This window comes from Halarcobacter bivalviorum (assembly GCF_003346815.1).
Classification (GTDB): domain Bacteria; phylum Campylobacterota; class Campylobacteria; order Campylobacterales; family Arcobacteraceae; genus Halarcobacter; species Halarcobacter bivalviorum.
On the sequence record NZ_CP031217.1, the window covers coordinates 2,040,125 to 2,061,937 of the forward strand.

Annotated in this window: 22 protein-coding genes and 1 other RNA gene; 6 read left to right on the plus strand and 17 right to left on the minus strand. The window is 27.7% G+C overall.

The features are described from left to right. Positions 1-469: 469 nt before the first annotated feature. The 9 genes from era to tig form a co-directional block, all read right to left on the minus strand. Positions 470-1,354: a GTPase Era gene (era, locus tag ABIV_RS10395; protein WP_114839814.1), complete on the minus strand. Its 885-nt coding sequence runs from the start codon at positions 1,352-1,354 to the stop codon at positions 470-472. A 219-nt stretch (positions 1,355-1,573) separates the two neighbouring features. After that, positions 1,574-1,792 carry a hypothetical protein gene (locus ABIV_RS10400; RefSeq protein ID WP_114839815.1) on the minus strand — a complete coding sequence of 73 codons (219 nt, stop codon included), beginning with the start codon at positions 1,790-1,792 and terminating at the stop codon, positions 1,574-1,576. A gap of 103 nt (positions 1,793-1,895) precedes the next feature. After that, on the minus strand, positions 1,896-3,773 hold the full coding sequence (locus ABIV_RS10405; protein ID WP_228254293.1) for an HD-GYP domain-containing protein: 1,878 nt from the start codon (positions 3,771-3,773) through the stop codon (positions 1,896-1,898). A gap of 9 nt (positions 3,774-3,782) precedes the next feature. Then, positions 3,783-4,928, minus strand: a complete 1,146-nt coding sequence (locus ABIV_RS10410; RefSeq protein ID WP_114839816.1) for an ABC transporter substrate-binding protein — start codon at positions 4,926-4,928, stop codon at positions 3,783-3,785. A gap of 59 nt (positions 4,929-4,987) precedes the next feature. Then, positions 4,988-6,490, minus strand: coding sequence for a YifB family Mg chelatase-like AAA ATPase (locus ABIV_RS10415; RefSeq protein WP_114839817.1), 1,503 nt, complete (start codon positions 6,488-6,490; stop codon positions 4,988-4,990). 63 nt (positions 6,491-6,553) lie between these two features. After that, positions 6,554-7,057 carry a PAS domain-containing protein gene (locus tag ABIV_RS10420; protein ID WP_114839818.1) on the minus strand — a complete coding sequence of 168 codons (504 nt, stop codon included), beginning with the start codon at positions 7,055-7,057 and terminating at the stop codon, positions 6,554-6,556. 54 nt (positions 7,058-7,111) lie between these two features. Then, the gene (gene def, locus ABIV_RS10425) at positions 7,112-7,627 is read right to left on the minus strand and encodes a peptide deformylase (protein ID WP_114839819.1); all 516 of its coding nucleotides are present in this window, start codon (positions 7,625-7,627) and stop codon (positions 7,112-7,114) included. A 4-nt stretch (positions 7,628-7,631) separates the two neighbouring features. Further along, on the minus strand, positions 7,632-8,216 hold the full coding sequence (gene clpP / locus ABIV_RS10430) for an ATP-dependent Clp endopeptidase proteolytic subunit ClpP (RefSeq protein ID WP_114839820.1): 585 nt from the start codon (positions 8,214-8,216) through the stop codon (positions 7,632-7,634). A gap of 20 nt (positions 8,217-8,236) precedes the next feature. Continuing rightward, a complete protein-coding gene (gene tig / locus ABIV_RS10435) occupies positions 8,237-9,538 on the minus strand; it encodes a trigger factor (protein WP_114839821.1) in 1,302 nt (433 codons plus the stop codon). A gap of 100 nt (positions 9,539-9,638) precedes the next feature. Between tig and ABIV_RS10440 the strand changes: the two genes are divergently transcribed. Next, positions 9,639-11,318: a VWA domain-containing protein gene (locus ABIV_RS10440; RefSeq protein WP_114839822.1), complete on the plus strand. Its 1,680-nt coding sequence runs from the start codon at positions 9,639-9,641 to the stop codon at positions 11,316-11,318. A 7-nt stretch (positions 11,319-11,325) separates the two neighbouring features. On the opposite strand, the gene ppk2 (ABIV_RS10445) is transcribed toward ABIV_RS10440, so the two are convergent. The 5 genes from ppk2 (ABIV_RS10445) to bioA are packed head-to-tail and all read right to left on the minus strand — an operon-like array spanning position 11,326 to position 16,985. Then, positions 11,326-12,441 (minus strand): polyphosphate kinase 2, encoded by a 1,116-nt coding sequence (gene ppk2, locus ABIV_RS10445; RefSeq protein WP_114839823.1) that lies wholly within the window; start codon positions 12,439-12,441, stop codon positions 11,326-11,328. Between the two features lie 5 nt (positions 12,442-12,446). Further along, on the minus strand, positions 12,447-13,370 hold the full coding sequence (gene ppk2, locus ABIV_RS10450) for a polyphosphate kinase 2 (RefSeq protein WP_114839824.1): 924 nt from the start codon (positions 13,368-13,370) through the stop codon (positions 12,447-12,449). 21 nt (positions 13,371-13,391) lie between these two features. Then, on the minus strand, positions 13,392-14,534 hold the full coding sequence (gene nspC / locus ABIV_RS10455) for a carboxynorspermidine decarboxylase (RefSeq protein WP_114839825.1): 1,143 nt from the start codon (positions 14,532-14,534) through the stop codon (positions 13,392-13,394). A 4-nt stretch (positions 14,535-14,538) separates the two neighbouring features. Beyond that, positions 14,539-15,735 carry a saccharopine dehydrogenase family protein gene (locus ABIV_RS10460; RefSeq protein ID WP_114839826.1) on the minus strand — a complete coding sequence of 399 codons (1,197 nt, stop codon included), beginning with the start codon at positions 15,733-15,735 and terminating at the stop codon, positions 14,539-14,541. Beyond that, complete coding sequence (gene bioA / locus ABIV_RS10465; protein WP_114839827.1) at positions 15,732-16,985, minus strand: adenosylmethionine--8-amino-7-oxononanoate transaminase; 1,254 nt, start codon at positions 16,983-16,985, stop codon at positions 15,732-15,734. Before bioA ends, ABIV_RS10460 begins: the two co-directional genes overlap by 4 nt. A 46-nt stretch (positions 16,986-17,031) precedes the next feature. Here bioA and ssrA point away from each other — a divergent pair. Next, positions 17,032-17,433: a transfer-messenger RNA gene (gene ssrA / locus ABIV_RS10470) on the plus strand. 17 nt (positions 17,434-17,450) lie between these two features. Here ssrA and ABIV_RS10475 read toward each other — a convergent pair. Then, positions 17,451-17,756 carry a hypothetical protein gene (locus ABIV_RS10475; RefSeq protein WP_114839828.1) on the minus strand — a complete coding sequence of 102 codons (306 nt, stop codon included), beginning with the start codon at positions 17,754-17,756 and terminating at the stop codon, positions 17,451-17,453. Positions 17,757-17,851: 95 nt separating this feature from the next. Here ABIV_RS10475 and ABIV_RS10480 point away from each other — a divergent pair, with 95 nt between their 5' ends. After that, positions 17,852-18,106: a helix-turn-helix domain-containing protein gene (locus ABIV_RS10480; protein WP_114839829.1), complete on the plus strand. Its 255-nt coding sequence runs from the start codon at positions 17,852-17,854 to the stop codon at positions 18,104-18,106. Here ABIV_RS10480 and ABIV_RS10485 read toward each other — a convergent pair. Further along, complete coding sequence (locus ABIV_RS10485; RefSeq protein WP_114839830.1) at positions 18,103-18,414, minus strand: monooxygenase; 312 nt, start codon at positions 18,412-18,414, stop codon at positions 18,103-18,105. The two genes, ABIV_RS10480 and ABIV_RS10485, sit on opposite strands and share 4 nt — an antisense overlap. A 66-nt stretch (positions 18,415-18,480) precedes the next feature. Here ABIV_RS10485 and ABIV_RS10490 point away from each other — a divergent pair, with 66 nt between their 5' ends. From ABIV_RS10490 to ABIV_RS10500, 3 genes are all read left to right on the plus strand, one after another. Next, the gene (locus ABIV_RS10490; RefSeq protein ID WP_114839831.1) at positions 18,481-18,906 is read left to right on the plus strand and encodes a MarR family winged helix-turn-helix transcriptional regulator; all 426 of its coding nucleotides are present in this window, start codon (positions 18,481-18,483) and stop codon (positions 18,904-18,906) included. Between the two features lie 73 nt (positions 18,907-18,979). Further along, on the plus strand, positions 18,980-19,876 hold the full coding sequence (locus tag ABIV_RS10495) for a uroporphyrinogen-III synthase (protein WP_228254294.1): 897 nt from the start codon (positions 18,980-18,982) through the stop codon (positions 19,874-19,876). After that, positions 19,869-20,768: a DMT family transporter gene (locus ABIV_RS10500; RefSeq protein WP_162918005.1), complete on the plus strand. Its 900-nt coding sequence runs from the start codon at positions 19,869-19,871 to the stop codon at positions 20,766-20,768. Before ABIV_RS10495 ends, ABIV_RS10500 begins: the two co-directional genes overlap by 8 nt. On the opposite strand, the gene galU is transcribed toward ABIV_RS10500, so the two are convergent. Beyond that, on the minus strand, positions 20,765-21,601 hold the full coding sequence (galU, locus tag ABIV_RS10505) for a UTP--glucose-1-phosphate uridylyltransferase GalU (protein ID WP_114839833.1): 837 nt from the start codon (positions 21,599-21,601) through the stop codon (positions 20,765-20,767). The genes ABIV_RS10500 and galU overlap by 4 nt on opposite strands. Positions 21,602-21,813 lie beyond the last annotated feature (212 nt).

Consider the following 21,813-nt stretch of genomic DNA (forward strand, 5'->3'; position numbering starts at 1 on the left):
TTTTCATCTATCTTAATAGCTTTTATTATCTTTATTTTTTCAATATTAAAACTACTTTTAATAAAGTCTAATAGTTGTTCTTCTTCTATATTTTCTTTTATTTCTTGATAAAAATAGACTTTTTTATTTTGAAAAACACAAAAATAGTTTTTAGTAAGTAGTAACTCACTACTGCTTTCACACTTATGTAAAAAAATCTCTGGAACTATTTTTTTATGAAAAATAATTATTTGATATTTTTTTAATGAAGATAAATAAGAGGCATAGATAAAATTCTCTTTAGCTATAAATATTTCATCTTTGTTTAGGTTTGTTAAAATATAACTTTTAAGATATTTGCCTGATATTTTTTCTGTAGATTTTATTTCATAAGTTTCTATATCAAATCCTTTAATAACAAAAGATAATTTATTTTATTATTAAAAAGATTTAATATAGTTTAATGAAAATGATATTTTATATTATTTAATTAAAAAGTTACGTCGTATCCTAGCTCTTTTAGACCTTTTTTATCTTTCGTCCAACCTTTTCTAATAGAGACAAAAAGCTCTAAATAACACTTTCTTCCAGTAAGTTTTTCGATTTTGATTCTTGCATCTTTACCAATTCTTTTAATTGCACTTGCACCTTTACCAATAATCATTCCTTTTTGAGTTGATTTTTGAACAATAATTGTAGCTTTTACTACATCTAAATCTTTTTTCTCTTCAACTCTATTAACAATTACATCTGTTTCATAAGGTATTTCATCTGAAATATTTTCAAAAATTGATTCTCTAATAAACTCTTTAAAGATATCTCTTAAGTGCTCTGTAGTCATAATTTCAGGATCAAATAAATATGGATGTTCTGGTAAATGTTTTACTACAACATCTAATATATCTGAATGTTTTGTTTGTTTTTTAATTGATACGGGAATTACAGCCTCATATTTATCTGAATACTCTTCATACTCTTTCATTTTCTCTAATACTTCATTGTTTGATACATTATCAATTTTTGTAAGAAGTAAAATATGCTTTGTATTTTTTTTGTTTTTTTCTAAAAAATTTTCATAATGTGTTAGTTTATCTGTAACAGGTGCTAAAAATAAAATTAAATCACAATCACCTATTGCTTTTAATGCTTCATCTAACATAAATTGATTAAGAAGTTTTTCTGTTTCATGAATACCTGGAGTATCTACAAAAACAATTTGATCATCTTCATGCATCACTATTATGTTTGATCTTTTTCTTGTTGCATTTGCTTTATGAGAAACCATTGCAATTTTTTCACCAACTAACCAGTTTAAAAGTGAACTTTTCCCTGCATTTGGTCTTCCAACTACAGATACATAACCACATTTAGTCATATAAATCCTTACTATTTTTTTTGGATTATAACATATCCATACTCAATCCTCATAAATTTCATAGGATTTCATATCAAATTTAAATGAACATATTCATATTTTTTTATTAATAGAACTAGAAAAACATATAGACTTTCTAAAATAGAATCAAAAGTTTTAGAGTCATTTATAAAAATCTTCAAGATAATCATCTTGAAGATTTAAGATAAATAATTTAAATTAGCTTTCAGCTGCTTGATATAAGTCTGTAAGTATATTTTGAGGAGGAGTCCAACTACTTTGACTTACTTGATATTTTTTCATAAAAGCTTCACACTTTTGAATATGATCTTTATTCATCTTTGAGTGTTCCATTCCTGACATTCCTTGATTACCTGCTGCAAATAGCGAACCAGCTAATAAAGTAGTTCCTAAAACTGAAGTTACAATTTTTTTCATATTTAAATCCTTTTGTTTTGATAAATAGCATTATAAAAGTCTAATATGGAGGGAATATGTAATATATGAGGAATTAATGTGGAATTTTAAAGACTTAGTTAATTCAATCAAAAATATCTTTATACTTATCTCTTATATATATTATCTCGTCAATATTCTCAAAAAGTAAGTCAACTAACTTAGGATCAAAATGTTTTCCTTTTTCTTCTTTAAAAAGTTCTAATATTTTTTCTAAAGGCCATGCCTTTTTATAGCATCTATCGCTACCTAAAGCATCAAAGACATCTGCTACAGCTGTTATTCTTCCATATATATGAATATCTTCACCTTTTAAACCTTCAGGATAACCACTTCCATCCCATTTTTCATGATGCTCTTTTGCAACAATTGCAGCTGCTTTTAAAATCTTTCTATTTGAATGCTTTAACATCTCATAACCAAGTTGAGCGTGGGTTTTCATTATCTGCCACTCTTCATCATTAAGTTTTGCAGGTTTTTTCAATACAAAATCTGGAATTCCTACCTTTCCTATATCATGCATAGGACTTGCCTCTTTTAATAAGCTTGCTTCTTTTTCACTTAATCCATATTTTATTGCTAATATTTTTGAATACTCAGCAACTCTTTTTACATGGTTACCCGTCTCTTTAGACCTAGTTTCACCTATTGCACCCATTGTAAGAATAACTTCTTTTTGTGTATCTTCAATCTCCTTATTTAAATTTTGTATCTCTTTAATATTTTTATTTATAGTAGAAGTCATTGAATTAAAAGATTTAGAAAGTTTTCCAAATTCATCATTTATAACAATTGGCAGTTTAGATGAAAGTCCTGTTTTTTTACTCTTTATCTTTTCTATATAATTAATAATAAAATCTAAAGGGAAATTGATTCTATAAATTAATGTACTAGCAGCTAAAAAAAGTAAAAATAAAGAAACAACTCCAACAATAATAATTACAATAGTTGTAGTTTTTGATATAAAATCAGAATGAGATAAAATATCATTTTCAATTTTTTCTGAAATTTGATTTAAGTTCTTTATTTTTTCTACTAAATCTTTGTTCATTATTGTTCTTTCTGATAATAAATCAAATAACTTTTTCTCTTCAAAAAGCATTTGTTCTTTAGCTGAAATAAAAAGAGTTAATAAATCCTTTATTCGATAAAACTCTTGATTTATACTGTAAATGTTCTCTTCAAATCTCTTGTCAAACTCTTTATATTCAAATACTTTTATAGAACTATTTTCAAATAAACTTACTACCTGAGATAAACTATTTAATTTTATTGAACGAATCACATTTAAATCATTTGTAGAATATATATTTGCTATTAAACCAGAAAGAATACTTGCCGAACTATCTAAATCTTTACTTAGACTCATAACTCTTTCAAATTTATATAAAAAGGCTAAGTCAATATTTTGTTTATTTCTTCTTGTATATCTTTTACTAAAAAGTGATGATTTACCATACAAACCTTCTGTTTCATCTATAATTTTTTTAATTGAACTATCAACTCTTTTCTTATAACTTTTTATCTCTTCTTTATAGAAAAGAACTACATATTTTTTTGAAAATATATTTTGTTGAGCTTCTATTAAATCAAGTAAATTCTTTGAAACTTCTTCAACTTTTTTATTATAATTTACTAAATATGTTCCTTCTTTATAGATTAAATTTACACTATCTTTATTAATTAGTTCATTCTCTATTTTTTCTAGTTCATCTAAACTTTCACTAATAATAATCTTATTTTCTATATAGTTTATTTTTCGAATTATTGTTAATACATTTTGATTTTGTTTTTCTAAATCTAAAATATTTTTTAAAGTCTTTTGATCATATTTGATGGTTGAAGAGAGATAAGTCATTGTTACTACAAAGACTGTTATTATTAAAGCCATTACAATAACACCAAGTAAAACAATATTTTTTATAGATAGATTTTTGGTTAGTTTTTGAAAGATTTTTAACATAACTAACTCCTACTTTATTAATATCTCTTCCCAAGAAACATTTTGAAGCTGACCATTTTTCATTTTTGTAAGCCAAACACGATTACTATATTGATGTTTTTTATTATTAAAACTTGATTTAAAACCTAAACCAATATCTATATTATCAATAGTTAATAACTTTTTTTCAATACTTTTTTTATCTATTTCTTCAAATTTTAACCCTTTTATAACTTCATGAAAAAGTTTTGCAATGATATACCCTTCAAAAGAAATTAAATTAAATTTTTCGTTTGGATAAAGCTCTTTAAAATCATTTTTATATTCATTTACAATATCAAGATTTTTATCTAACAAAGGAACAACTTGTGTTGAGTAAATATCATCTTCATACTTTTTAAGATTGTTTGAGATTGTAGAAATATTCATAGCTGAGATTAAGAAAAACTTTGCATTTGGGAAATCTTCTTTTGCATATTCAATAAATTTTGTAGTTGCTTTATTAACACCTACTATGATAAAAGCTTTAAAATCTTTATTATAATCAAGTAACTTACTTAACCCAAACTCAATATTGCTAGTCTCCTTTGTATATCTTTCGTGAATAATCTCTTTCATCTCTAAGTTTTTACTTCGAAAGGCTTCTAAAACTCCAAGATATCCACTATCTCCATAAGTATCATTTTGAGAAAAAACTGCAAGTTCATCTGGCTTTAGACCTTGATTCAAAAGATGTATTACTATTTGACTAACTTCATTATAATAACCTACTCTATAATTGAAGCTATATTTATTAGTTAAAGAATCCCTTAAAATTTTTCCTCCAGAATAAGGACCAATTAATGGAATTTTATTTTTATTTATTATAGGAAGAGTTACGGTTGTTGTCGGAGTTCCTGTATTTCCAAGTAAAGCAACAACATTATCTTTATGTATTAATTGTTCAACATTTTGACTTGCTAAAACTGGATTATACTTATCATCATAAGCAATTAACTTATACTTAAAAGAAGAGGTCTTATTAATATTATGAAAGTAAGATTCTATACCTTTTTTCATATTATTACCTAAATATGAAATAGAAGCAGAAAAGTCTGCACTCATTCCAATTTTAAGCTCATTTGAATACAAATTTAGAGTAATAAAAAATATAATTAGAATAAATTTTTTTTTCATAATTAATCTCAAAAATATTATTTATTTCAATTGTAGCATAAAATATTGCTTTTTTAGACTTATCTTTTTCTATAATTTAAACTTTCTAAGATATGTTCTTTTTTTATATTTAATGAGCTTTCTAAATCAGCAATAGTTCTTGCAACTTTTAAAACTTTATTCATGCTTCTAAAAGAAAGATTAAAATTATTAGTTGCTTTATATAAAAGATCTCTTGATTCTTCATCTAAAATACAAAATTTATTTACTTGTTTGTCATTTAATTTCCCATTTAATTCATCTTGTCCTCTTAAAATTTGCATTTTAAAAGCTTCAATCACTTTTTCATGTAGACTTTTAGAGTTAAAACTTGGTTTATCTTCTATATTTGTTTCATTCATAATTACATATAAATCTATTCTGTCTAAAAAAGGCTCACTTAATCTATTTTTGTATCTTCTTATTTCTAACTCATTGCATCTACAACTCTTATTTCTAGAGAGTAAATTTCCACAAGGACAAGGATTCATTGCTCCTATAAATAAAAATTTTGTTTTATATTTTACTTTAGAATTTGCACGGCTAATTAATAAAGAGTTATCTTCAAGAGGTTCTCTTAAAGATTCTAAAATAGAAGTAGGAAAATGAGGTAACTCATCAAAAAAAAGCACTCCTGCATTGGCTAAGGCTATCTCTCCTAAACTATTACTGCTTCCAACAATAGATGCTTTTGTAGAAGAACAATGAGGAGATCTAGAGACTCTTAAAGGTCTAAAGTCAGGCTCTTTTAAATCCAAAGCTTGAAGTTTTGCTATCTCTAAAATCTCATCTAAACTCATAGGAGCCATTATAAAGGGTAATCTTTTTGCAAGCATTGACTTTCCACACCCTGGACTTCCTTCTAATAATATATTATGATTTCCAGCAGCAGCAATCAAAGCTGCTCTTTTTGCATTTTCTTGTCCTTTTATATCTATAAAATCATTCTCATAAAAGTTTTCAAAATAGTACTCTTTTCCATTTATATTTAATTTTTCATATTTAAATATCTCTTTTTTATATAAATATATTTTTTTATCTTCTGCATGGAAAAAAGCTATTGCTTCTAATAAGTTTTTTACACAATAGATATTTATATTTGGTATCTTACTTATCTTTTTTGCACTTTTATTACAAACAAGTACATTTTTGATTTTGTTCTCTTTTGCAAGGGATAATATGATAGGAAAGATATTATTACTATCTTTTATTTCGCCATTTAAAGAGAGTTCTCCAAAGATATGAATATCATCAAATACTATTTTTTTATCTTCATATAATGAGATTAAAAGAGCAATAGGCAAATCAAAGTGAGTACCAGTTTTTTTTATTTCACTAGGTGCAAGATTTATTGTAATTTTTTTAGGAGGGAATTTATATTCATTTGTTAATAATGCAGATTTTACTCTATCTTTTGACTCTTTTATTTGGTCAGAAGGTAACCCTACTATAGTAAAACTAGGAAGTCCTTTTGTAAAAGTTGCTTCAACATTTACTTCATTTGCTTCAATATTAACTAAAGTTGCTGATTTAATGATTTTCATGTTAGCTCTTTAAATAATTTTATTAATTATATATAAAGCAACATAAAATAAATTTAAATATTATTAAAATTCTATACTATCATCCACATCAAGTATATCTTCAAAAATGTCATCAACTCTTTTAGAATCAGTTATATCAAATCTTATAGATTTAAATCCTTCAATCTCATCTTTTTGATTTAATATAGGAAAAATAATAGAATCAACCCAATAAAAACCACCATCTTTTTTTTGATTTTTTATTTCACCTCTCCAAACTCTTTTTGCAGTAATAGTTTCCCACATCTCTTTAAAAACTTCACTGTTCATATCTGGATGTCTTACAATACTATGATTTGAGCCAATTAATTCTTCTTCAGTATATCCAGAAATATCTATAAAAGGTTGACTTACATATGTAATTTCCCCTTTTTTATTTGTTTCTGAGTTAATAGCATATTTATTAAAGAAGTTATATAAATATTCAATTTTAAATAATTGATTTTTTAAAGACTCGTTTTCTAAAGTAAGTTTTGAGATTTTTTCTTCTAATTGAAGTGTTTGTAGTTTTGAATTTTCATTACTCATAATAATACTCCTAGCTAGTAGAGTATTATATTATGATTTTAATAAGAGAAGATACTAGTTCTTATTTTTTAGTCTCTTTTTCCACTCTTTTTCAAATTTTTTTCTTTTTGTAATTGATAGATTTTCTATAAAAAGATGTCCTGATAAATGTTCCATTTCATGTTGCCATGCTACTGCTAAAAAATCTTCACACTCCATAGTTTGTTTTTCACCATCTCTATTATAGTATTCAACAATTATATGTTGTGCTCTTTTAACTTCTTCATTAAAACCAGGAACACTAAGACAACCCTCTACAAAAATTTGTACTCCATCTTTATGAGTAATTACAGGATTAATTGCTTCAATTAAATCCTCTTTTTCTTGTATGTCTTCCTCATTTGGTAAATTGATAATTAATACATTTAAAGGAATCCCAACTTGAATTGCTGCTAAGCCTACGCCATTCTCAGCTATCATAGTATCATACATATCATCTAGTAATGTATGAAGTTCACTATCGAACTTCTCTACATCACTTGATTTTGTTCTAAGTAGTTTATTTGGATATGTTAAAACTTCTCTAATCATCTTTTTACTTATGACTTGAAATTACTTCATCAATTAAACCATATTTACAAGCTTCATCAGCACTCATAAAGTTATCTCTATCTGTATCTTTTTCTACAGTTTCAATATCTTGTCCTGTTTGCTCAGAAATCATCTTATTAAGCATTTCTTTCATTCTTTGAATCTCTTTTGCTTGAATCTGAATATCTGTTGCTTGACCTTGTGCTCCACCTAATGGTTGGTGAATCATAATTCTAGAGTTAGGTAAAGAGTATCTCTTTCCTTTAACCCCAGAAGATAATAAGAATGCACCCATTGAAGCTGCTTGTCCTATACAAATAGTACAAACATCAGGTTTAATATAGTTCATTGTATCGTAAATTGACATACCACTTGTAATTACTCCACCTGGAGAGTTGATATATAAATAGATATCTTTATCTGGATCCTCAGCTTCTAAAAATAGAAGTTGAGCAACAACTGTAGAAGCTACTTGGTCATTAATTTCACCACTTAGCATAATAATTCTATCTTTTAGAAGTCTTGAATAAATATCATAACTTCTTTCACCTCTTCCACTTTTCTCAACTACGTATGGTATATAACTCATTTTCAATCCTATTTTAGGTTTTAGTTTCCTGCTTTTTCGTCTAATAATTTAGTAATAACTTTTTCTTCAATCATAGACATTTTAATTGCTGGTAAGTATCCTGCTTGTTGGTATTGATTTAATACTTCTTGAGGGTTTTGACCAGTTTGCATTGCTTCAAAGTAAATAACTTGTGTAACTTCTTGATCAGTTACATCAATTGACTCAGCTTTTGCTAATGCATCAACAATAAATGTAGCTTTTACAGATTTTTCAGCATCAGCTTTTAATTCATCTCTAATAGCCTCAACTTTAGAAGCATCTTCTTGTAATTCTTTGATTTCTTCTTCAGTCATAGTTCTAACTTTATTATTTAAAGAGTAGTTTACTTCTTGGTCTACTACAGATGCAGGTAATGCAAAGTTGATTGTTTCAACTAATTTATCTAAAAATGCTGGTTTTAATTCATCTCTATAATAAATAGCTTTTGCTTCACCAGTAATTTGCTCAGCAATTTTCTCTTTTAATGTTTCAACAGTTGGGTTTTCTTCACCTGGTAACATTCTTTTTGCAAATTCATCATCTAATTCAGGAGCAACTTTTTCTTGAATTTCATGTAAAGTTACTTTGAATGTAGCTTCTTTACCAGCTAAATCTTTTTGTTGGTAAGACTCAGGGAAAGTAACAACTACATCTTTTTCCTCTTCATATTTCATACCAATAATTTGATCTTCAAATCCTGGAATAAATGCACCAGAACCGATTTGTAATGGATACTTCTCAGCTTTTCCACCTTCAAATGCAACACCATCAACAAAACCTTCAAAATCGATTACTGCGAAGTCACCTTCTTTAACCATTCTTTTTCTTTTGATTTTTTCTAATGGTGCAGATTGTTTTGCAATTTCTTCTAATCTAGCTTCTACTTCTTTTGCATCAGCTTCTTTTTTCTCAACTGCAGGAACTAATGATTTATAATCACCTAAATCTACATTTGGTTTGCAAGCAACTTTGATTTCAACTTCAATTGAACCATCTTCTTTTTTGTCATATTTACCAAAAGTTGGCTCACCAATTAAATCTTCATTTGCAATTTTTAATTCAGCTAGTGCATCAACTAAAACACCTCTAACTGCTTCACCCTCTGCATCTTCTGTTAATTTATCTGCATATCTTTGCTTAACTACTCTTACAGGTACTTTACCTTTTCTAAAACCTTGAATATCCATAGTTCTAGCAGCTTGTTGAGCTACTTTATCTATATTTTTTTCAATTGTTTCTTTAGAGATTGTTGAAGTGATAACTGCATTAGCTTCGTCAACTCTGTTTGCGTTAAATTCCATTAAATCTACTCCGATTATTTTAATTTTAGTCGTGATTTTATCTAAAAGTTACTAAGTATTATATAAAATATAAAAACTAAGATTTTATGAGGATTTTTTATTGCAATTTTTATATCCAAATGTACTTTTTTTTATGTTAATTCCAATTATTATTTTAATGTTTTTGATTACCACAAATAGAGATAAGTTTCAAAAATATTTTGATAAAGAGGCATTGGCAAAACTATCTGTTAAAAATAAATATATGACTAAGACAACAAGAAATATTCTATTTTTTATAGCTTTAATTCTTATGACTATCTCTTTAGCAAGGCCTGTTTTTGATGAAAAAGAGCATAAACTTACTCAAGAAACCGTCTCTTTTGTAATTGCACTTGATGTTTCTAAATCAATGCTTGCTACAGATATTTTTCCTAATAGACTTACTTTTGGAAAGAAAAAAATTCTTGAAATAATTGATTATGCAAAACAAAACTCTATAGCTGTAATTTTATTTGCTAAATCCTCTTTTATCCTTTCCCCTATTACAGAGGATTTTAACTCTTTAAAAATACTTGTAAATAGACTTGATACTGGTTTAAACTTTGATAATGGTTCAAATATCTTTTCTACTTTGGAAGTTAGTAAAAAGCTATTAAAAGATTATAAAGACAAAAACTTAATCTTAATAACAGATGGAGGAAACAATTCTACTTATGAAAAAGAGATAAATTTTGCAAAAGAGAATAAAATAAAAATCTATACTCTTGCTCTTGCAACAGATACACCAACTCCTATCAAACTTGAAAATGGTAGTTTTCTTACAAAAGAGGATGGTTCTATTGTTACTGTGAAATTAAATGAAGATATAAAAAATTTAAGTCTAAATACAAATGGAGCATTTATTAACTTTTCAACAACTAATAAGGATATAAAACAGCTAATAGATGAAATAAATATCTCTTCTCAAAAAGAGAAAAAAGAATCAAAAAACTATAAAACATATACTGAATTATTCTATTATCCACTGGCTTTAGCTCTTTTTGTTTTATTAATTGCTTTTTCTTCAAGACCAGACTTTTTTAGAAAGAGTAAAAATCTTGTAATAATATTCTTAGCTATATTTCTATCAAACAATCAAGCAAACGCTTTTGAGTTTGATTTTAAGACTATAGATAAAGCAAATAAACATTATGAAAAACAAGAGTATGAAAAAGCTTCAAAAGAGTTCCAAAAAGTTATTAAAACACCTGAATCACACTACAACCTTGCAAACTCTTTATATAAAGAAAAAGAGTACAAAAAAGCTTTAATGCACTATAAAAACATAGTAACTTCAAATCAAGAACTAGAGTATAAAAAACTTCATAATATGGGTAATAGTTATGTTAAATTAAATGATTTAGAAAATGCAAAAAGAGTTTATGAAAAAGCTTTAAAAATAAAAGAGGACAAAGAGACAAAAGAGAATCTTGAAGAGGTTTTAAAAGCAATGAAACAAAACCAACAAAATAACCAACAGCAACAGCAAAATCAAAACCAAGATAACGAAAAACAAAAAGAGAGAGACAAACAAAAAGAAGAGTCTAAAAATCAAAAAAATAATAAAGAAAATGAACAAAAACAAGAAAAGAAAAATAATAACTCTAACTCAGAAGAAAAGAAGATAAAACAAAATGAAGAGATAAGTGAAGCCGAAGAACAAAAATGGCTAAATAAACTAGACTCAAAAGAGGTTCCAGTTATGCTTAAAAAGTTTGATTCCAAAGAGCGAAGTGAAGAGACTTCAACTCCTTGGTAGCAGATTACTAGTAATCTGCTGTTTTTCTCATTTGCATTAACTCTTTTTGAACAGAGATATTAATAGTTTCATCTGGGTCAAAATTTAAGGCATAGTTTCTTCCATCATAATCAACAGAATTTAAGATGATTTTCATAGCTTCTAATCTTGCTTTATGTTTATCATCACTTCTTACAATATGCCAAGGTGCAGCTCTTGAAGATGTTCTCCTAAGCATTTCATATTTTTTCTCAGAAAACTCTGACCATAAATCTTGTGCTTGCATATCAACTTCTGAAAACTTCCATTGTCTTAGAGGGTCATTGATTCTTCTATCAAATCTTCTTTTTTGCTCATCTTTAGAAACAGAGAAATAAAGTTTAATTAAAATCATTCCTTGCCTTACTAAATCTTGCTCAAAATTTACTACATCTTCCATAAAGATTTCATACTCTTCTTTTGTACAAAATCCAAAAATAGGTTCAACCATAGCTCTGTTATACCAAGACCTATCGAATAAAACCATCTCTCCACCTGTAGGGAAGTGTTGAATATATCTTTGTAAGAACCACTGATTTCTTTGTGTTTCAGTTGGTTTACCCAAAGCAACAACTCTATAGTGTTTGTTATTCATATATCTAGTGATTCGTCTAATTGCACCACCTTTACCTGAAGCATCTCTACCCTCAAATAAAATAATCATTCTTTTATTCTCTTCTTCAAGATAGTTTTGAAGTTTAATTAACTCAATTTGATATTTTTTTAACTCTTCAAGGTCATAAATTTTTTGAATCCCATCTCTTAATGTCTCAGGGTCTAAATCTTTAAAATCACCTAAAATTGTTTTTAAATTTTTATTTTCTTCAAATAACTCTTGATATTTTTTATCAAAATTTTTATCATTGATATTTGTTTTTGTTGGAACTTCTTCTTTATCAACAACTATTGAGTCTTTAAACTTCTGCATTAAAGTAAGTGCAGCTTTTTTAGTAAGATTATCTTTTTTTGTATAACCAAGTACTTTCACATATCTTTTTTTATCATATTGAAATCTTGCTATGTATTTTTTTCCAAAAGTTGGATGTGCAGCTTTTGAGATATATAAGCCACTAAATTCTGTTTTTTCAAAATCACTTAAATTCATTCTAACTATGCCTTTGCAAACTTATTTTTTTGTTCCATATGTTCTAGCTCTTTTGTACCAGAAACTAATATTTCACTATCCATTATAATTTCATGCGAATCAATCTTATTTGGGTAATCAACCATTGATAAAATATGTTTTATACAGTTAATTCTTGCTCTTTTTTTATTATCACTTCTAATAATTGTCCATGGAGCATGGTCTGTATTAGAAGACATAAGCATTGAAAATTTTGCTACTGTATATTTATCCCAAAGCTTTTGAGACTCTTTATCTACAGGAGATAATTTATACTGTTTTAATGGGTCAATTTCTCTTTTTTTGAACCTTCTAGCTTGTTCTTTTTTTGATACAGAGAAATAAAATTTAAGAAGAATAATTCCAGATTTTACAAGCATTTGTTCAAACTCAGGAACTTCTCTTAAAAATTCATGATGCTCTTCAGGAGTACAAAAACTCATAACTGGCTCAACACCAGCTCTATTATACCAAGACCTATCGAATAAAACTATCTCTCCAGCACTTGGCAAATGTTTTGTATATCTTTGGAAATACCATTGAGTTTTTTCAACATCACTTGGTTTTTCTAAGGCTACAACTCTAGCACCCCTAGGATTTAAATGCTCAGTGATTCTTTTAATTGTACCACCTTTTCCAGCAGCATCTCTACCTTCAAAAAGCATAAGAACTTTAAGGCCTTGATCTTTTACATGGTTTTGAAACTTTAGTAATTCAATTTGAAGTTTTGTTAACTCCTTTTGATATTCTAAAGTCTCTTTTTTAACCCAAATTTGAACTTTTTTGCCTCTAGTTCTTAACTCTTCTCTTTTTCTTGAAAAGTTATTAGGTTTATGTTTCTCACTTCTATGAGTGTCAATCTCTTCTTCATCTTTGAATTCTTCATTAATAATTTTTCTATCTTGACCCATAAACTTTTCCAATCTATTATTTTATAATCTTGATTTGTAGGCATTATATCCAAAATTATTTACAATTTGGTAACAATCCTTATTATCCTTTATTATAATAGATGGTAACTTAATTCCATTGAAAGTAGTTGTTTTAACCATAGTATAATGAATCATATCTTCTAAAATAATTTTATCCCCTACTTTTAAAGGCTCATCAAAAGAGTAATCTCCGATAATATCACCTGCTAAGCAAGTGTTTCCACCTAGTCGATATGTATACTTTTTTTCATTTGCTAAACCAGAATTTCTAATCTCTGCACGATATGGCATTGCTAAAGTATCTGGCATATGAGCCTCTGCTGAAGTATCTAAAATGGCTATTTGCATTCCATTTTCAACAATATCTAAAACAGTTGCCATAAGGTAACCTGTCTGCCAACCTACTGCTTCTCCTGGCTCTAAATAAACTTCTAAATGAGGATATCTTAACTTAAACTCTTTTAATAGTTTAATTAATCCTTCCACATCATAATCAGCTCTTGTAATATGATGTCCACCACCAAAGTTTACCCATTTCATCCCTACTAAATATTCCCCAAAGTTTTTCTCAAAGTTTGCTAAAGCACCCTCTAGGGCATCTACATTTTGCTCACAAAGTGCATGAAAATGTAAACCTTCTATAAGCTCTAGTTTATCTGCTTGAAAATTTTTCTTTGTAATACCTAATCTTGAAAAAGCACCACAAGGGTTATATAAATCTACCTCAACAGATGAATATTCAGGATTTACTCTAAGTCCAATAGAAGTTTTTCCATATGCTTTTTTACCATATCTTTCAAGTTGAGAAAATGAGTTAAATACTAAGTGATTTGAAATATCTATAATCTCATCTATCTCTTCATCTTTAAAAGCAGGAGAATAAGTATGTACTTCTTTTTGGAACTCTTCTTTTGCTAAAAGGGCTTCATGTAAACCACTTGCACAACATCCATAAAGATATTTTCTACAAAGTTCAAAACTAGCTTTTAAAGCAAAACCTTTTAAAGCTAGTAAAATTTTTACGTCTGCTTCTTCTTGCACTTTTTTAAGTAGTTTTAGATTTCTTTCTAGAAGCTCCTCCTCGCAAATAAATGCGGGAGAAGGTAATTTGTTTATGTCAGTTATTTTTTCAGTATTTGTCATTTTATTATACGTCTAATTCAAGGATTTTCCAAGGAAGTCCTTGAGTCATTAACTCATCCATAAATGGTTTTGCATCAAACTCTTCAATATTAAATACACCAGTTCCATCCCAAATACCTTTATAAAGCATTTTAGAACCAATCATTGCTGGAACTCCTGTTGTATAAGAAACAGCTTGTGCTCCCGTCTCTTTATAACACTCTTGGTGGTCACAAATATTATAGATATAGATTTTCTTTTTCTTTCCATCTTTAATACCTTCAATAATACAACCAATATTAGTAAGACCTACTGTTCTTGGTCCTAAAGATGCTGGATCTGGTAATAAAGTTTTTAAGAACTCAATTGGAATAATTTTTTGACCTTGGTGTTCAACTGGCTCAATTCCTAACATACCTACATTTTGTAAACAATTCATGTGTTGAATATAAGCATCTCCAAAAGTCATAAAGAATCTAATTCTTTTTAAACCTTTAATATTTTTAGATAAAGACTCTAACTCTTCATGGTATAAAAGGTATGAAGGTTTAACTCCAACTTCTGGATAATCATGGTCTACTCTAATCTCTAAAGGTTTTGTTTCAATCCACTCACCATTTTCCCAATATCTACCATTTGCAGATACTTCTCTTAAGTTGATTTCTGGATTAAAGTTTGTAGCAAAAGCGTATCCATGATCACCAGCATTACAATCCATAATATCTATATAATGAATTTCATCAAATAAGTTTTGTTGAGCATAAGCACAAAATACACCTGTTACACCTGGGTCAAAACCTGAACCTAAAAGTGCTTTGATACCAGCTTTTTTAAACTGTTCATCTCTTGCCCATTGCTCTTTATATTCAAATTTTGCTTCATCTGGGTGTTCATAGTTTGCAGTATCCACATAATCAACACCTACTTCCGTACAAGCATCCATAATTGTTAAATCTTGATAAGGTAACGCAACATTTAAAACAAGCTTTGGATTAACCTCTTTAATTAAACTTACTAATTGAGGAATATCATCAGCATCAACTTGTGCAGTTTCAATCTCTACTCCAAGTCTCTCTTTAATATCCATTGCTATTGAATCACATCTTTTAAGTGTTCTTGACGCTAATGTAATCTTTTCAAATGTATCAATATTCATAGCACACTTAACTGTAGCAACTCTACTTACTCCACCTGCACCAATGATTAAAATACCTTTTTTCATCTATCTTGCTCCATATTTTTAAATTGAATATTTGCTTTTTTTACAGCATAAATCATTGCATCACAAATTTTATTTAACTCTTCATTAGTAATTGTGTATGCAACAATCGAATAAATTAATTTTCCAAATGGTCTTATCCATACCCCTTGATTTACACATTCATCTTGAATAAATTGTGCAAAATCAGGATTATTTAACTCAACTACACCAATTGCACCAATTGTTCTAATATCTTTTACTATCTCAATACCTTCTAAAGAAGATAGTTTTTCACTAAATATCTTATTTATATTAGAAACTTTTTCTTGCCAATTTGATTCTAAAAGAAGATCAATACTTGCATTTGCAACACTACAAGCTAAGGCATTACCCATAAAAGTAGGACCGTGCATAAGTACACCAATCTCTGAATTTGAAATTGTATCACTTATTTGCTTTGTTGTACACATTGCAGCTAATGTCATCATACCACCAGTTAAACATTTACCAATAGTTAAAATATCAGGTATAACTTCTGCATATTCACAAGCCCACATTTTTCCTGTGTGTCCAAACCCAGTTGCTATCTCATCAGCAATAAAAATTATATCATATTTAGTACATAATTCTCGAACCCTTTTTAGATAGTCAGGTTTATGAATTTTCATACCACCTGCACCTTGAACTACTGGTTCTAAAATTACACCCGCTACTTCTTTATGATGTTTTATTATAGCCTGCTCAATATTTTCAACTGAAGTAAAAATATTATTTGGTAAATACTCTCCATATAAAGAGTGCATACTATTATTTGGGTCACAAACCCCCATACAACCTAAAGTATCTCCATGATAAGCATTTTCTAAAGCAATAAATTTATTTACATTTTTACCTTTTGCTTTTTGATAAAGAATTGCTGTTTTAAGTGCTACTTCAACGCTAACACTTCCACTATCTGCTAAAAAAATACTAGGAAGGTTTGTAAGTTTTGCTAACTTTTCACAAAGAACTGCTGCAGGCTCATGAGTAAGTCCTCCAAACATAACATGAGGCATAATATTTGCTTGTTTTTCTAAAGCTTCTATTAATTTTGGATTGTTATATCCATGGATTGCACTCCACCATGAACTCATAGCATCAACAAGTTCTGTACCATCTTCTAAAACGATTGTTTGAGCAAAAGTTTTCTTTACTGCTAAGATTTTTGTTTTCGTTGGCAAAGAGTTATAAGGGTGCCAAGTATGTTTTTTATCTAATTCAATATAATTCATAAGTAATATTATATAAAAAAAGTGCTATGATTCCACTTTATTTAATGGGGATGACTTGGTATCGATTAGAGCAGTGAGGATCAGTTGCATGTCGGCCTGAACATGCCGTTACGCGGTTCATTTTTTTTAGACGCAAACAATACTGATTACGCTCCAGCTTACGCAAAAGCTGCGTAAGTTTTAACAAACTTATAGGACTCGCCTTAGGGCTTGAGGCCTCGGAGGCTCACACTACTGATTCTATCTAAGTAGATTTTAGTGGGTTCACCCTAGATAGATTATCATCTTAGAACTGATTTGGCTAATTTGAGACACTTTTAAATCTTAGCTTCGCAATTGCTTTTGCGGGTTGAGCTGTTGTGAAGTGAAATTTTTCAACCCTTCTAAGCATGTAGACGCTGGTAGTAGCTGTTTTAAGACTCCGGTTCAATTCCGGACATCTCCACCAAAATAAAAATTTAACCTCTATTCAAATAATTTTTTCTCTAAACATTTAACTTTATTCTCAAAAGTTTTGATATTTGACGATATATCTTTTAATGATTTTATTAAAGTTTCTTTATTTAATTTATTATATTCTAGATTCATTTCTATTCCACTACTAATTGCAGAAATAACATAAAGGTTACTTTTTAACTCTTTTATTAATTGTTTTGTTAATAATTCTTTCTGAAAACTTATCTCATAAACTTTTTGTTTTAAAGATTTTATTTCTCTGAAAAGGGCTATTATTAGGCAAAAGTTTAAAAAAATAAGTGAAATTTCTAACATAAAAATTCCTTTCAAATTCCATTTAACTTTATATATAAAGTTGCAGCTAAAATGCTAACGATATATAATTTAAAAACTTCTTATATAGAGTTAGAATGAAAGAAATAAAAAATTTAGATAAAAATTATATTCAAAATATATATATCAAAATTGGACAAAATGTAAAAAGAATTAGAAAAGAAAAAAAAGTTTCCCAACTTAGCCTAGCTCATGCAATTGGTCATAAATCAGTAACTGTTATTTCATGTTGTGAGATTTGTCATAAGAATTATCATTTTAATATTGAACATCTTGCAAAGATTGCATATGTATTAGAAGTAGATATAACTGAGTTTTTTAAAGATATTTAATTCTTTAAAAAACTAGCTTTAGAAAGTACACTTAACTCTTCATTTATATTAAATATTTTTGCTTTTATATTATCATATCCAAAAGATTGTAGTCTTTTTGTATGTTTGTCTAAATATCTATTTGCATCTTCAAGATTATTAAATACATATATTCCACCTGCTTCTTTAGTCTCTTCATTTTCAGTCCAAATTTTAAATTCAAGCCCTGCTTCATTTGCAATATCTTTTGCTAAATAAGCCATAAAACCTAACATCTCTTTACCAAAAGGTCCATTATGTGGGAAATCGATTTGAATAAGATATTTCATGGTATAATTCCTTGTTACTTTTTAGAAGAGTATCAAAAATAATAATTTTTGTCAACTAGGTTTACAATGTCAATATGTTTTTTATCCCTTGAAACTTCAAAAGTTTTTAATCAATTAATTTTAAATCATCTTTCAAAAGAGGGTTATCAAGGATTATCAGTTTCAAATTTATTAATTTTTCCATATTTAGAAAATGAAAATGATTTATCAATCTCTAAATTAGCAAAAAAATTAAATCAATCAAGACAAGCTACGCATAAGAGTATAAATAGATTGTGTGAACTTTCATATATCACATTAAATCAAGAAAAAAACAAAAAAGAGAAAATTATAAATCTGGATAAAAAAGGAAAAGCATTATTAGAGGAGGCAAACTTTTTTATTGAAAGTTTACAAAATCAGTTGAAAAAAGTTGTTGGAAAAAAAGAGTTATTTGATTTTATCCAAAACCAAAATATTATTTTTGATTATTTAAATTCAAAGTTAGACTAATATACCCCTTATTTAAGAGTATATTAATCATAAAAAACATATATTACATTTATATGTAGGAGAAATATTGATTATGAAAATAAAGAAGCTGATTGATTCATTAAATCTAATCTATTATGAATACGATCCAAAATCAAATATAATCAAACTAGATCAAAACTATTGTAATTCTCATACTCAAAGAGAATTCACTAAAATCACATATTATTTATCAAAAAAACATATACAGTTTGATGTCTTACCAGATAGGTCAATAATTGTAAATGGAAAGAATTCAATTATGTCAAGAATAAAAAGAGCAATAGATTCTGTTGCTGAAAATTTTAAAAACAATAGAAAAAATATTTTTGTACTTAGCAACAAAAAAGTAAAGTGGGCAAAAAACATCCCTCTTTTTGAAATTAAATTTATTCCAAAAGAGATAAAGTTAGAAGAGTATGATGCTTTAATTTTTACTTCTAAAAATGCAATTCAATCTATAAACTCTTTTAATAAATCATGGAAGAAAATCCCTTCTTATGTAATCTCACCACAAAGTGCAAAGCTTGTGAGAAGTCTAAATGGTAATTTAGAATTTGTAGGTAAAGAGAAACATGGAGATAAATTTGCACTTGAGATAGCAGAAGAATTAAAAGGCAAAAGAGTTTTATACCTAAGAGGAGAAAAGACTGTTTCTAAATTAGTTGACATTCTAAGAGATTTGGAAGTTAATTGTGAAGAGATTTCTATTTATGAAAACAACTTCAAGAAATTAGAAAAAAAAGTTAAAATTCCTAAAGGCTCTAAGATAATATTCTCTTCTCCATCTACAATAGAATACTTCTTAAAAAACTTTGAATGGGATAATAGCTTTCATGCTATTTCAATTGGTCAAACAACAGCAAAACATTTTCCAAAAAATATAAAACCTCTTATTGCAGATGATACCTCAATTGAAGCTTGTGTAAAAAAAGCTATTGAAATTGAATAGTACTACATTTCAAGGTCACTTTTATATCATACTTGCCACTATTTTAATTGGTGGCTCGTTTATTGCAGTTGAAAATCTAGCAGGCTTAATTGACCCTTTTTCTCTTATTCTACTTAGGTTTTTAGTTTCAGCTATTATTTTAGCTCCTTTTGTTTTATTTAAAAAAGAGTATAGAAATTCTATTATTCATACCCTAGGAAGAGGTACCATACTAAGTTCTTTTTATGCTGGGTTTTTTGTACTTCAACTTATTGCACTAGAGACAACAACTGCTTTAAATACGGGGGCTTTATATACACTAACTCCTTTGTTAACTGCTCTTTTAAGTATTCCTTTTTTTAAAGATAGAATAAGTCCTAAACAATATGCAATTTTCTTTTTAGCTGCAATTAGTACTTGTGGAGTTATTTTTAAAGGAAGTTTAGATTTACTATTATCTTTTTCTTTAAATAGTGGAGATTATATTTTCTTTTCTAGTATGTTTTTAATGGCTTTTTATTCTATCTTTTTAAAAACTTTTCAAAAAGATGAAAAGCCTATTGTAATGGTTTTTTCAATTCTTCTTGGTGGTTCTTTTTGGATGGCTATAATTTTACTTATCTTTGATATTCCATTAAATTGGCATTTAGTAAGAGGAGAATATGCTGTAAATATAGCTTACTTAATTATTATGACAACTCTATTTACTCTTTATTTATATCAAAAAGCAACTGCTATTTTAAATCCAAAGATTATTATGTCATATACTTATATTAATCCAGCTATTGTAGCTATTTTAGCCTCATTATTATATGGTGTAAAATTAGATTTTATTGTTTGGGTGTTTATTGTAATATCTTGTTTAGTGACAGTTATTTTACAGTTAGTTTTACATAAAGAAAAAAGCTTTTAAGCCTTTTTCTTTTTCTCTAAGTTATAGTAGTAATTTGTAGCTTCAACAAAACCATCTACACTACCACAATCAAATCTAGTACCTTTAAATTTATAAGCAACTACCATTCCATTTTTTGCTTGAGTACAAAGAGCATCTGTAATTTGAAGTTCACCATTTTTACCAGGTTTAGTATTTTTAATAATTTCAAAAATATCAGGAGTTAAAACATATCTTCCAATAACTGCTAAGTTTGATGGTGCTTTATCATTTTCAGGTTTTTCAACCATATTTGAAACCATAAATACACCCTCTTCTATTTCATTTCCCTCAATAACACCATATTTATGTACTTCTTCAGTTGGAACTTCCATGCAGGCAACAATACAACATTTATATTTTTCGTATAATTTTGCCATTTGAGTTAATACCCCATCTCCATCAGGATTTACACATAAGTCATCTGCTAAGATTACAGCAAAAGGGTCTTGGTCTCCTAAAAGGGCATTACCCTTATAAATTGCATCTCCTAGCCCTTTCATCTCATTTTGTCTTGTATATGTAAAAGTACATTTATCAATAATATGTCTAATATCAGCAAGCATTTTCTCTTTTGATGAACCTTGAATCTGATGTTCTAATTCATAAGAAATATCAAAATGATCTGTAATAGCTCTTTTCCCTCTACCTGTAATAATTGCCATTACGTCACATCCTGCTTCCATTGCTTCTTCTACTCCATATTGAATCAATGGTTTAGTTAAAATTGGTAGCATCTCTTTTGGCATAGCTTTTGTTGCAGGTAAAAATCTTGTTCCATATCCAGCAGCAGGGAACAGGCATTTTTTTATCATTTATTCTCCTTGATGTAATTAACTCTTTATTACTTTATTATTTTATCGGATTATAACATATTAAACTAATAAAAAATCTTGAGTAAAAAAATATACAAAAATATATTATATGTCACATATTTGTTTCAAAAAAAAGTCTAAAATATACAAAATTGATAAAATTTTTGTGATTTTTGTGACAAATTTTAAAATTTAACATTATTTTTAGCTTG

Bases quoted from the DNA above. Each gene is read 5' to 3' on its own strand.
- ABIV_RS10460 (WP_114839826.1), bottom strand. From the start codon at position 15,735: ATGAAAAAAGGTATTTTAATCATTGGTGCAGGTGGAGTAAGTAGAGTT.
- galU (WP_114839833.1), bottom strand. From the start codon at position 21,601: ATGATAAAAAAATGCCTGTTCCCTGCTGCTGGATATGGAACAAGATTT.
- ABIV_RS10415 (WP_114839817.1), bottom strand. From the start codon at position 6,490: ATGAAAATCATTAAATCAGCAACTTTAGTTAATATTGAAGCAAATGAA.
- ABIV_RS10400 (WP_114839815.1), bottom strand. From the start codon at position 1,792: ATGAAAAAAATTGTAACTTCAGTTTTAGGAACTACTTTATTAGCTGGT.
- ABIV_RS10475 (WP_114839828.1), bottom strand. From the start codon at position 17,756: ATGTTAGAAATTTCACTTATTTTTTTAAACTTTTGCCTAATAATAGCC.
- bioA (WP_114839827.1), bottom strand. From the start codon at position 16,985: ATGAATTATATTGAATTAGATAAAAAACATACTTGGCACCCTTATAAC.
- era (WP_114839814.1), bottom strand. From the start codon at position 1,354: ATGACTAAATGTGGTTATGTATCTGTAGTTGGAAGACCAAATGCAGGG.
- ABIV_RS10480 (WP_114839829.1), top strand. From the start codon at position 17,852: ATGAAAGAAATAAAAAATTTAGATAAAAATTATATTCAAAATATATAT.
- ppk2 (WP_114839823.1), bottom strand. From the start codon at position 12,441: ATGAATTTAAGTGATTTTGAAAAAACAGAATTTAGTGGCTTATATATC.
- tig (WP_114839821.1), bottom strand. From the start codon at position 9,538: ATGGAATTTAACGCAAACAGAGTTGACGAAGCTAATGCAGTTATCACT.
- ABIV_RS10490 (WP_114839831.1), top strand. From the start codon at position 18,481: ATGTCAATATGTTTTTTATCCCTTGAAACTTCAAAAGTTTTTAATCAA.
- nspC (WP_114839825.1), bottom strand. From the start codon at position 14,534: ATGACAAATACTGAAAAAATAACTGACATAAACAAATTACCTTCTCCC.
- ppk2 (WP_114839824.1), bottom strand. From the start codon at position 13,370: ATGGGTCAAGATAGAAAAATTATTAATGAAGAATTCAAAGATGAAGAA.
- ABIV_RS10495 (WP_228254294.1), top strand. From the start codon at position 18,980: ATGAAAATAAAGAAGCTGATTGATTCATTAAATCTAATCTATTATGAA.
- ABIV_RS10485 (WP_114839830.1), bottom strand. From the start codon at position 18,414: ATGAAATATCTTATTCAAATCGATTTCCCACATAATGGACCTTTTGGT.
- ABIV_RS10420 (WP_114839818.1), bottom strand. From the start codon at position 7,057: ATGAGTAATGAAAATTCAAAACTACAAACACTTCAATTAGAAGAAAAA.
- ABIV_RS10405 (WP_228254293.1), bottom strand. From the start codon at position 3,773: ATGTTAAAAATCTTTCAAAAACTAACCAAAAATCTATCTATAAAAAAT.
- clpP (WP_114839820.1), bottom strand. From the start codon at position 8,216: ATGAGTTATATACCATACGTAGTTGAGAAAAGTGGAAGAGGTGAAAGA.
- ABIV_RS10410 (WP_114839816.1), bottom strand. From the start codon at position 4,928: ATGAAAAAAAAATTTATTCTAATTATATTTTTTATTACTCTAAATTTG.
- def (WP_114839819.1), bottom strand. From the start codon at position 7,627: ATGATTAGAGAAGTTTTAACATATCCAAATAAACTACTTAGAACAAAA.